Genomic DNA, 10,930 nt, shown 5'->3' on the forward strand with positions numbered 1-10,930 from the left:
GATCCCCTGGCCCCAGACGGGCTGGTCGAGCAGCAGCGCCAGGAGCGTGCCCCCGATGATGGTGATGACAAGCACACCCCCCACCAGCAGCAGGGTGTTGACCAGCGCCTGGGTGAAGCTGGGGTCGCCGATGACGTAGCTGTAGTTGGCCCAGCCGGCAAACCCGGTCATCATCGGATTGAGCAGATTGTAGTTCTGGAAGCTGAACCACAGCGTCATCGCCAGCGGCACCGCCATCCACACCAGCAGCACAAGCACCGCCGGAGCCATCATCACGCGCGCAAGAGTTCGGGTTTGTCTCGTGGCCATTGGTGATCCGTCACTAACCGCACGTTTGGGCCGACGTCCCCTCTCCCCTGAGAGGAGAGGGTTAGGGTGAGGGGTTCAGAGTCTGTCTGACTCCGATGACCTCATGCGGCACTGAACCTCTCATCCGACGTATTGCATCGACCTCTCCCTTCAGGGGAGAGGTGATCAGGGCAGGCCCACTACTTGATGTAACCGGCGCGGGTCATGTCGCGCGTGGTGGCGTCCTGGGCCTGAGCCAGGGCATCGTCGGCGGACATCTGACCGGCGAGGGCCGCCGAGAAGAGCTGGCCCACATTGGTGCCGATGCCGGCGAACTCCGGGATGGCCACGAACTGGACGCCCGTATACGGCACCGGCTTGACGGTCGGTTCGCTCGGGTTGGCCGAGTTGATGGCGTCGAGCGTCATCTTGGCGAACGGCGCTGCGGCCTGATACTCGGGGTTTTCGTAGAGCGAGGTGCGGGTGCCCGGAGGCACATTGGCCCAGCCTTCCTTCTCGGCGACCAGGGCCAGATAGTCCTTGTCCGTCGCCCACTTGATGAACTTTTCGGCAGCGTCCTTCTGCTGGGAGGAGTTCGGAATGGCGAGCGACCAGGCCCAGAGCCAGTTGCCGCGCTTGCCAAGGCCATTGTCGGGCGCCAGGGCAAAGCCGACCTGGTCGGCGACGGTGGAATCCTCGGGGTTGGTGACGAAGGAGGCCGCCACGGTGGCGTCGATCCACATGCCGCACTTGCCCTGCTGGAACAGGGTCAGGTTCTCGTTGAAGCCGTTGGACGAGGCGCCCGAGGGGCCCGCATCCGCCATCAGCGAGAGATAGGTGTCCAGGGTGTTTTTCCACTCCGGCGTGTCGAACTGGGGCTTCCAGTTCTCGTCGAACCAGCGGGCGCCGAAGGAGTTGGACATGGCCGTCAGGAAGGCCATGTTCTCGCCCCAGCCGGCCTTGCCGCGCAGGCATATGCCGTTGATGTCGTTGGCGCGGTCGGTCATGGCGCGGGCCGCCTCGCCGATGAATTCCCAGGTCGGTGCATCCGGCATCTCGAGGCCGGCTTTTTCCATCAGGTCCTTGCGGTACATGATGAAGCTTGACTCGCCGTAGAACGGGGCTGCGTAGAGCTTGCCTTCGTAGGAAAGGCCCTCGCGGATGGGCGGGAGCAGGTCGTCGACGTCATACTCTGGATCCGAGGTCAGGCCGTCGAGCGGGGCGAGCCACCCCTGCTTGGCCCAGATCGGCGCCTCGTAGGTGCCGATGGTCATCACGTCATACTGGCCGCCATTGGTGGCGATGTCGGTGGTGACGTTCTGACGGAGCGTGTTTTCCTCGAGCACGACCCAGTTGAGGTCGATGCCGGTTTCTTCGGTGAAAGCGCTCGACAGGCCCTGCATGCGGATCATGTCGCCATTGTTCACGGTGGCGATGGTCAGCGTTTCGGCCGAAGCCGAACCTACGAGAGCAAGAGTTAGCGCGCCCACAAAAATGGGTGTGAGTTTCATTGATATCCTCCCAAGGATTGAGGCGAACATATGCCCCGGTTATGGGCAAATGTTCATTAACCACGCAGCGGAGTCAAGGGGCGTTCCGCGTCAGCGACTGCCGTACGTACCTCAACGAAACCGGGCAGCCTCCGCCGGTTTGGGCAAATCTTCAGCTTGGATGGGCGTCTGGACCGACGGGCTCAAGCCAACAGAAGCTGGGCCGTACGCTCGTCCGTAATAAGACCGTTCACCAGCCGCCGGTTCAGCGCCGCCTTGATGGCTGCGGCCTTGGCCGTGCCCATGGCCATGCCGATCACCAGCCCTTTTTCGCGGCTGGGAATGGGGGCAGAGGCCACGCGGTCATTGGTGAGGCCCTCGATGAGGCGGCCGTCGGCGGCGAACGCCCAGCCGCAGATTTCACCCACCGCGCCAGCCTTTTGCAGGCTCTTGTGTTCGGTCTCGGTGATGAACCCGTCGAGCAGCAGGGGGGCATCGGCGCCGAGGTGGCCGATCCCCACGAAGGTGATGTCGGCCTTGGCGGCAAGGGCGAGGGTTTCGCGAATCATGGTCTGGCCGTGCAGCAATTCGCGCTCGCGGGCCGAGGAGGCAATGACGGGCAGCGGCATGGGGAAGGACCGCGCCTTGACCGTGTCGGCCACGTTGAAGATGACGTTGTAGAACGCCGCCGATCCATCGGGGGCGATGTTGCCGGTGAGGGAAACAACCTTGTGGTGCGTCGCGTCCATGGGCTGGAGTTGCTCGATCGCGGCCTTGAGCGTTCGCCCGGTGCCGATGGCCATGATGATCGGGTCGTCGCGGCGCAGGAAGCGCTCGATCTCGGCGGCGCCGGCCTCGGCCACGCCAATGGTCGAGGAACTGCTGCCCGGGTCCGAGGGCACGACTTCGCAGTGGTCGAGGGCAAAGCGCGCCTTGAGGCGCGCGGCAAGATCGAGGCAATTGCCGATGGGGTGGTCGAGGCGCACCTTGATGAGCCCCTCGCTGACCGAGAGCGACACCAGGCGCTGCGCCGACTGGCGCGAAATACCCATCTTGGTGGCGATCTCTTCCTGCGTGTTGCCGGCGACGTAGTAGAGCCAGCCGGCGCGTGCCGCATCGTCCAAGCGGTTCGCGTTTGCGTCCTGTCGGGCTGCCATGGGCCTCGTCCGTTTGCCTCGCCCGCGATTATTCCACCCTTGCGGCAGGCTGCAAGCCCTAAGGCGCTGCCGGGGTTCGGTTGGGTTGCTTGGCCATGCGGGAGAGGGCGGTGCGGATGTCGCGCTCGGTGTCCTTGAGGTGGAACCGCATGGCTTCGGCGGCGGCGCGGGCATTGCCGTCGCGGATGCAGTCGAGGATGCGCTGATGGGCTTCGATGGTGTCGAGGGCCGTATGCCCGCGATATTCGTTGCCGCGCCGGCTGATGAAGAAGCCTTCCTTTAGTGGGCCTGCCATCGCCTCGAAAAGAAAGCTCAGAACGCGGTTGCCGCTGGCCATGGCGACGGCTTCGTGGAAGCCGACGTCAAAATCGTGAAAGCGGGACTCGGCTTCTGCGGAGGCGACCGTCCCGTCCGGTTCGACCAGACCGCGCATGCCCTCGATGGCGGTTTCGATGGCCGTGATGCCGGCACGGCTCGAGCGCTTGGCCGCAAGCGTTGCCGACTGCACCTCGAGCGTCAGGCGCACCTCCACCAGGTCGAACAGGCCCTTGGCATCGTATCGGATGACCGAGGTGAGGAAGTCCGCGAAGGCGGAGCCGTCCGGCTCGCGCACCACGGCGCGGCGGCCGCGCGCCAGCTCGAGCAGGCCTCGTCCGGCCAGCAGCTTGACCGACTCGCGAATGGTGAGGCGGCTGACGGCATAGCGTTCGGCCAGTTCCGCCTCGCTCGGCAGGCTGGTGCCGGGGGCCATCTGGCCCAGGATTTCCTGCGCCAGATGGTCGGCGACCGCGCTGGCGGCGCTGGCTTGCTCCAGGCGCGTTTCGTTCCGGATGGCCACCGTGCTCCCTTGAGGTATCTGATACCTTCTGCTCTTCGGTCCGCGCTTTTTGCTGTTTTGGGATGCGCTTCCTGCGAGCTGGGCGGCACCATATCCACGCAGGGTACATTTCGCAATGGGCGCAGCGCGGCGGTTAACCTCAAGAACCGGTTAATCTTCGAGACTCGAAAAAAGTGGTGGGGGAGGGCGCTGAGCGCTTTACAGCGGTATCTGATTATCCTAGCGTCCACGCCTGTGGGCCAGGGAGGGTCCGTGACGGCAATGCCGTCTGTCGTGGAGGATTTTCATGCAGTTCGACGTGACGATGCCGCTGGCGGCATCGGCGCAGTCCGGTGCGACGGCCGCCCGGTGCCCTTTCGGGGCAGCGGCGTTCGACGCCGGTCGTTCCGGCTGCCTGGTCCTGGTCCCGCCCGCAAGGCGCAAGTAACAATCTCGAATGACATAAGGGAGTCGAGACGTGAAGGTTCTGAAATCAATCGCGACGCTGTTCGCTGCCGGTGCCCTGATGGCCACCGCCGCGACCGCCGCCTACGCCCAGGACAAGGGCCAGATCGGCATCGCGATGCCGACGCAGTCCTCGCTGCGCTGGATCTCGGACGGCAACGAGCTGAAGTCGGCGCTGGAATCGAAGGGCTACACCGTCGACCTGCAGTATGCAGAAGACGATATCCCGAACCAACTCGCCCAGATCGAAAACATGGTCACCAAGGGCGTCAAGGCCCTCGTGGTCGCCTCGATCGACGGCACGACGCTCTCGGCCGTGCTGCAGCAGGCTGCCGATCAGGGCATCAAGGTCATTGCTTATGACCGCCTGATCCGAGACAGCGAGAATGTCGACTACTACACCACCTTCGACAACTTCCAGGTTGGTGTGCTCCAGGCCAACAGCCTGGTAAAGGGACTCAAGGAACGCTTCCCCGACACCAAGCCGTGGAATGTCGAACTCTTCGGCGGCTCGCCGGACGACAACAACGCCTTCTTCTTCTATGACGGCGCCATGTCGGTCCTGCAGCCGATGATCGACTCGGGCGACATCGTCATCAAGTCCGGCCAGATGGGCATGGACCAGGTCGGTACGCTGCGTTGGGACGGCGCCGTTGCCCAGGCTCGCATGGACAACATCCTTTCCGCAAACTACTCGGATGGCTCCACCGTCCAGGGCGTCCTGGCTCCCTATGATGGCCTCTCGCGCGGCATCATTTCCTCGCTCCGTGGCGTTGGTTACGGCTCGGGCGATCTGCCCTGGCCGATCATCACCGGTCAGGACGCGGAAGCTCCGTCGGTGAAGGCGATCATCGCCGGCGAGCAGTACTCGACCATCTACAAGGACACTCGCGAACTGGCCAAGACCACGGCTGACCTCGTGGACACCGTTCTGTCGGGCGGCACGCCGGAAGGCCTGGACACCACCACCTATGACAATGGCGTCAAGGTCGTCCCGTCCATCCTGCTGACCCCGTACGAAGTCGATGCGTCCAACTACAAGGAACTGGTCGTCGACTCGGGTTACATCAAGGAAGAAGACCTGCAGTAATCACTGCCGGTTTGCTGATCGGGGCTCCGCGGTCTTGCCGCGGGGCCCTTTCAAGATTTTAGGGGTGATGCCAACCCCTTCCCGGTGCGTGGGGTGCCGCGAGTGCGAGCGAAGCTTCCGCCGGGGTGACAATCGAGGATGTACCGGCTCGTAGGGCTGGTGCGTGCTCCGCAAGGACAGGGTCCAGCATGACCAAGACTATCCTGGAGATGCGCAACATCACCAAGACCTTTCCGGGCGTGAAAGCGCTGTCGGACGTCAATCTGGACGTTCGGGAAGGGGAAATTCACGCCATTTGCGGCGAGAACGGGGCCGGCAAGTCGACCCTGATGAAGGTGCTGAGCGGCGTCTATCCACATGGCTCCTATGAGGGCCAGATCATCTACAAGGGCGAGGAGCAGCATTTCCGCTCCATTCGCGACAGCGAACACAAGGGTATCGTGATCATCCACCAGGAACTCGCCCTGGTGCCGCTGCTCTCGATTGCCGAAAACATCTTCCTGGGCAACGAGCAGGCGACCGCCGGCGTCATCGACTGGGATGAGACCCGTGACGGCGCCCGCAAGCTTCTCTCCATGGTTGGCCTTAGCGAAGATCCGGATACGCTCGTCACCAATATCGGGGTGGGCAAGCAGCAGCTGGTGGAAATTGCCAAGGCACTATCCAAGCAGGTGCAACTGCTGATCCTCGATGAACCGACGGCCTCGCTGTCTGAGAAGGACAGTGCTGCCCTCCTGGCGCTGCTCCTCGAGTTCAAGTCGCAGGGCATCACCTCGATCATCATCAGCCACAAGCTCAACGAGATCTCGCGCATCGCCGACCGTGTGACCGTGATCCGCGATGGCAAGACCATCGAGACGATGGACACGACCGATATCAGCGAGGATCGCATCATCACCTCGATGGTGGGACGTTCGCTCGACGATCGCTACCCGCCGCGGACCCCCCATGTGGGCGAGGTCGTGCTGGAGGTGAAGAACTGGTCGGTCTACCACCCGCAGCATCGCGAGCGGCAGATCATCAAGAACATCGACATCACCCTGCGCAGGGGTGAGGTGGTGGGCATTGCCGGCCTCATGGGCGCAGGGCGCACCGAGTTCGCCATGAGCCTCTTCGGCAAGTCCTATGGTCAGAAGATCACCGGCGAGGTCTATATGCACGGCCAGAAGGTGGACGTGTCCACCGTCGAGCGTGCGGTCGGCCGGGGCATCGCCTACGCCACCGAAGACCGCAAGACCTACGGGCTCAACCTCATCGACCACGTCAAGCACAACACCACCATTGCCAATTTGACGGGGATTTCGCGCTTCGGCGTGATCGATGACCTGGCGGAGACCGACGTCGCCAACGAATACCGCAAGAAGACGAACATTCGCTCATCGAGCGTCTATCAGACGGTTGGCAATCTTTCGGGTGGCAATCAGCAGAAGGTGGTGCTGAGCAAATGGCTCTTCGCCAATCCCGAGGTGCTGATCCTCGACGAGCCGACACGCGGTATCGACGTGGGCGCGAAATACGAAATCTACACCATCATCAATCAGCTGGCCGCCCAGGGTAAGGCGATCCTCGTCATCTCGTCCGAGATGCCCGAACTGCTGGGGATCACCGACAGGCTCTACGTGATGAACGAAGGGCGCATCGTGGGCGAAATGGCCACCAGCGAGGCCAGCCAGGAACAGATCATGCGCTCCATCGTGCGCGCCGAAGGAAAGGCATCATGACCACCGAAACTGCACCGACCGGGGCGGGGGCCCCTGCAAAGCCGCAAGAACTGAGCCTGTGGGGTGCCTTGCAGGCCAATATGCGCGATTATGGCCTCTTGCTCGCGCTGATCCTGATCATGCTGTTCTTCCAGTATTTCACCAACGGCGTGCTGTTCAAGCCGGTGAACCTGACCAATATCATCCTGCAAAACAGCTACATCATCGTGATGGCGCTGGGCATGCTGCTGGTCATCGTGGCTGGGCACATCGACCTGTCCGTGGGCTCGGTTTCGGGCTTCATCGGAGCGCTGGCGGCGATGCTGATGATCGGCTGGAAATTCCCGCCGGAACTGGCATTTCTGGCCAATCCAATCGTCGCCGGCATCATCTGCCTTGTGGTCGGGGCCATCATCGGTGCCGCCCAAGGCTACCTCATCGCCTACCATCGCATCCCAAGCTTCATCGTCACGCTCGCAGGCATGCTGATCTTCAAGGGCCTGTCGCTCGCCATCCTGGCCGGCAAGTCCGTCGGTCCGTTCCCGGCCGAATTCCAGTTGCTCTCGGCAGGCTTCATTCCCGACATCATCGGACCCACGGTTGTGGTGCCGGACGGGGAGGGGGTGCAGGGGCTGTCTTTGCACACCACGACGCTGGTGCTGGCGATCATCGGGATCGTGGCCATGATGTTTTTCGCCATCCGCACCCGCGCCCGCCGCAGCAGCCGCGGCCATGAGGTGGAGCCGTTCAGCCTCTTCGTGCTTAAGAACGTCGTGATCGCGGCGCTGATCCTGTTCTTCAGCTACATGCTGGCGTCCTATCGCGGCCTGCCCAACGTGCTGGTGGTGATGGGTATCCTGATTGCCCTCTTCGTCTTCATGACCAAGCGCATGACCTTCGGCCGCCGCATCTATGCGCTGGGCGGCAACGTCAAGGCGGCGGCGCTTTCGGGCATCAAGACCGAACGGTTGACCTTCTACGTCTTTGCCATCATGGGCGCGCTGGCGGCTCTGGCCGGCATGATCTATGCGGCGCGCCTCAACTCGGCGACCCCGAAGGCGGGGCAGGGGCTCGAGCTCGACGTGATTGCGGCCGTGTTCATCGGCGGCGCGTCCGCGCTGGGTGGCGTGGGTGCCGTGGCCGGAGCGGTGATCGGCGCCTTCATCATGGGTGTGATGAACAACGGCATGTCCATCATGGGCGTCAACATCGATTGGCAGCAGATGATCAAGGGCGTCGTGCTGCTCGCGGCCGTGTTCTTCGACCTCTACAACAAGAACAAGTCGGCCTGATCGCAAGCCCTGTTTCTGGTCTTGAAGGCCGCCGGTCACCCCGGCGGCCTTTTTGTTGTCTCTGCGTCCGCAAAGGCGGCCGGCTCCGGCCGGGCACCGGGCAACGCAACGCGACCGGTTGGAACACGTTTTCCCCCGGGAAGGGTGCGCCCCGGGGTCCTGCGGTTGTCGCATGTCCAGGTTTGGCGTGTGCCCCAAGAAGGAAGACACACTCTTGAACAAGACCCTGCCCATCGCCCTCGCCGGTCTGCTGCTTTCCGTTTCCGCTGCTGTTGCGCAGGACGACACCTCGCTGAGTCTCGACACCGTCAACACCGCCAGGCTCGGCACCCTCCTTGCCCAAGACGACGGCGCCGCAGACGAGAGGGCAGAAGCAGAAGGGCCGCGCCCCGTCATCGTGCGCCTGCAGGTCCTGCTCGATCGGGCCGGAGCGTCCCCTGGCGTCATCGACGGCTATGACGGTGAAAACGTCCGCAAGGCCATCGCAGGCCTCGAGACGCTGAACGGTCTGAATGCAGGCGGGGAACTCGATGACGAGGTGGTCGGTCTGCTCGAGACCGACAATCCCGTTCTCATGGGTTATACCGTCACGCAGGATGATGCCGACCGGATCGTCGACCCTCTGCCGGACGACTATGCCGAACTCGCCAAACGGGACTTTCTTGGCTTCACCAGCGTCGCCGAAGAACTGGCTGAACGCTTCCACATGGATATCGACCTGCTCAAGGCGCTGAACCCCGATACGCGTTTCGCGGTTGGGGAGGAGATCGTGGTGGCCAACCCTGGCGATGCGCGTGAGGGCAAGGTTGCCCGCATCGAGGCCGACAAGAAGGCCGGTCAGGTCCGCGCCTATGACGAAAGCGACAGGCTGATCGTTGCCTACCCGGCGACGGTCGGCAGCCGAGACAATCCTTCGCCCCAAGGCACGCACACCGTCGAGGCGATTGCGCCGGAGCCCAACTACACCTATCGACCCGACGAGAACTTCAAACAGGGCGACAATGACGAGCCGCTGGTGCTGGCGCCGGGACCCAACAACCCGGTAGGAAGTGTCTGGATCGATCTTTCCGAGCCCACATTCGGCATTCATGGCACGCCGGAGCCGGAACATATCGGCAAGACCGCCTCGCATGGCTGCGTGCGCCTGACGAACTGGGATGCTGAAGAACTCGCTGCGATGGTGGAAAACGGCGTGACGGTGGATTTCGTGCAGTAGCCTCCGGCGACTACAGATCGCCGATCCCGCTCTTGACCGCGACTTTCCAATGTAACTATGTAAGTTACATTTTGGAGTGTCCGATGGCCAAGACCCCATTCACCAATGCTTCTGCTGCGTATCTTGATGGCCCGCGCCGTCAGGTGCCGGGGTTTGGCGACCTGCACCGCATGGTCTCGATGCTCCTGCAGGAGCGGGTGCCGGAGCGGGCGCGCATTCTCGTTCTGGGTGCGGGCGGCGGGCTGGAACTGAAGGCGTTGGCCGATACCCATCCCGACTGGCGCTTTGTCGGCGTCGATCCCTCGGCCGCCATGCTGGACCTGGCAAAGGACACCGCGAAAGACCACCTGGACCGGATTGCCTTCGTGCAGGGCACTGTGGAGGCCGCGCCATCCGACCTGTTCGATGGCGCGCTGTGTCTCCTGACCTTCCACTTTATCGTAGAGAAGGACCGGGCGACAACGCTGGCCGCCCTGCGCCAGCGACTTGTCCCGGGGGCACCCCTCGTGCTTGCGCATCTGAGCTTTCCGCAGCGCGAACCGGAGCGCTCGCGCTGGATCGCGCGGCACGTGCTCTGGGGCGCGGCCGCAGACGCCGGTGCTGCCCAGTTTGCGGTGGCCGAGGAGGCGATCCGGACGCGGCTGACCATCCTCGATCCCGCCGAGGAGGAGCGAATGCTGCGGGACGCCGGCTTCGCCGAGGTCGAACTGTTCTACGCCGGGCTCAGCTTGCGGGGCTGGTCAGCCATCGCGGGCCATTGAGGCGGCGCCGTGCCAGCGTCAGAGCTTGAACCTTACCCCCACGGTCGCCGCGTTCGATCCATCGATGTCCGCCAAAGTCCCATATCCGCCCGAGCGGTGCTGGATGCGCGCGAAAGCCTCTAGGCCGGGTAGCGCGGCGTGGGACACGGCAATCTCGGGCCCGAGATAGAACAGCGCCGACACGTTTTGCCCGACCGCCGCCGCGCGCTGCGTCTCGACGCCGATCGTATCGGAGACGAGGGACAGCCCGGCGGTAATGGAAGGGGAGAGTGTGAAGTCGCCCAGGGTGACGCCGTCATTCTTGAGCACGAAGCCGCCCCAAACCTCGGTGGACACGTCGGACCCCAGGCGGAGCCCGGCACCCAATTCCACGCCGGCGTGAAAATTGGCCGGCAGGTCGGCAAAGAAAGTCTGGTAACCGGCTCCGATGAAGGAGTTCGGCTCGTAGTGGTCGCGCCAGAACGCGGCGGTTTCCCAGACCCATTCGCTCTGGAACCGTCCCGCGAAAAAGAACACGTTCGAGCCATCGACGATCGGATCGGCATTGGCCGGCGCGGCCGAAGCGAGCGCGAACAGAAGAAGTGACGTTGCCCTGGCAAGGTGCATTCAGAAAAGCTCCCCACCCCCCATCGACAACCTTAGCAGCGACCGTTC

9 protein-coding genes and 1 pseudogene are annotated in these 10,930 nt (G+C 63.4%); 5 read left to right on the forward strand and 5 right to left on the reverse strand.

Annotation, left to right across the window (positions count from 1 at the left end; genetic code table 11):
- The 4 genes and pseudogenes from IC608_RS00005 to IC608_RS00020 form a co-directional block, all read right to left on the reverse strand.
- A pseudogene (locus tag IC608_RS00005) lies at window positions 1-309 on the reverse strand (sugar ABC transporter permease); the annotation flags it as partial.
- A 179-nt stretch (window positions 310-488) separates the two neighbouring features.
- On the reverse strand, window positions 489-1,799 hold the full coding sequence (locus IC608_RS00010) for an ABC transporter substrate-binding protein (RefSeq protein ID WP_191771989.1): 1,311 nt from the start codon (window positions 1,797-1,799) through the stop codon (window positions 489-491).
- Window positions 1,800-1,981: 182 nt separating this feature from the next.
- Window positions 1,982-2,935 carry a sugar-binding transcriptional regulator gene (locus IC608_RS00015; RefSeq protein WP_191771990.1) on the reverse strand — a complete coding sequence of 318 codons (954 nt, stop codon included), beginning with the start codon at window positions 2,933-2,935 and terminating at the stop codon, window positions 1,982-1,984.
- A gap of 58 nt (window positions 2,936-2,993) precedes the next feature.
- A complete protein-coding gene (locus IC608_RS00020; protein ID WP_191771991.1) occupies window positions 2,994-3,773 on the reverse strand; it encodes an FCD domain-containing protein in 780 nt (259 codons plus the stop codon).
- A 466-nt stretch (window positions 3,774-4,239) separates the two neighbouring features.
- Between IC608_RS00020 and chvE the strand changes: the two genes are divergently transcribed.
- From chvE to IC608_RS00045, 5 genes are all read left to right on the forward strand, one after another.
- Window positions 4,240-5,307, forward strand: a complete 1,068-nt coding sequence (gene chvE / locus IC608_RS00025; RefSeq protein ID WP_191773704.1) for a multiple monosaccharide ABC transporter substrate-binding protein — start codon at window positions 4,240-4,242, stop codon at window positions 5,305-5,307.
- A 188-nt stretch (window positions 5,308-5,495) separates the two neighbouring features.
- Window positions 5,496-7,028 carry a multiple monosaccharide ABC transporter ATP-binding protein gene (gene mmsA, locus IC608_RS00030; protein WP_191771992.1) on the forward strand — a complete coding sequence of 511 codons (1,533 nt, stop codon included), beginning with the start codon at window positions 5,496-5,498 and terminating at the stop codon, window positions 7,026-7,028.
- Window positions 7,025-8,299: a multiple monosaccharide ABC transporter permease gene (gene mmsB / locus IC608_RS00035; protein ID WP_191771993.1), complete on the forward strand. Its 1,275-nt coding sequence runs from the start codon at window positions 7,025-7,027 to the stop codon at window positions 8,297-8,299. Before mmsA ends, mmsB begins: the two co-directional genes overlap by 4 nt.
- A 172-nt stretch (window positions 8,300-8,471) precedes the next feature.
- Window positions 8,472-9,515, forward strand: coding sequence for a L,D-transpeptidase family protein (locus IC608_RS00040; RefSeq protein WP_191771994.1), 1,044 nt, complete (start codon window positions 8,472-8,474; stop codon window positions 9,513-9,515).
- Between the two features lie 83 nt (window positions 9,516-9,598).
- Window positions 9,599-10,276, forward strand: coding sequence for a class I SAM-dependent methyltransferase (locus tag IC608_RS00045; RefSeq protein WP_191771995.1), 678 nt, complete (start codon window positions 9,599-9,601; stop codon window positions 10,274-10,276).
- Between the two features lie 18 nt (window positions 10,277-10,294).
- On the opposite strand, the gene IC608_RS00050 is transcribed toward IC608_RS00045, so the two are convergent.
- Window positions 10,295-10,882: a hypothetical protein gene (locus IC608_RS00050; protein ID WP_191771996.1), complete on the reverse strand. Its 588-nt coding sequence runs from the start codon at window positions 10,880-10,882 to the stop codon at window positions 10,295-10,297.
- Window positions 10,883-10,930: the final 48 nt, after the last annotated feature.

This window comes from Devosia oryzisoli (assembly GCF_014837245.1).
Lineage (GTDB): Bacteria > Pseudomonadota > Alphaproteobacteria > Rhizobiales > Devosiaceae > Devosia > Devosia oryzisoli.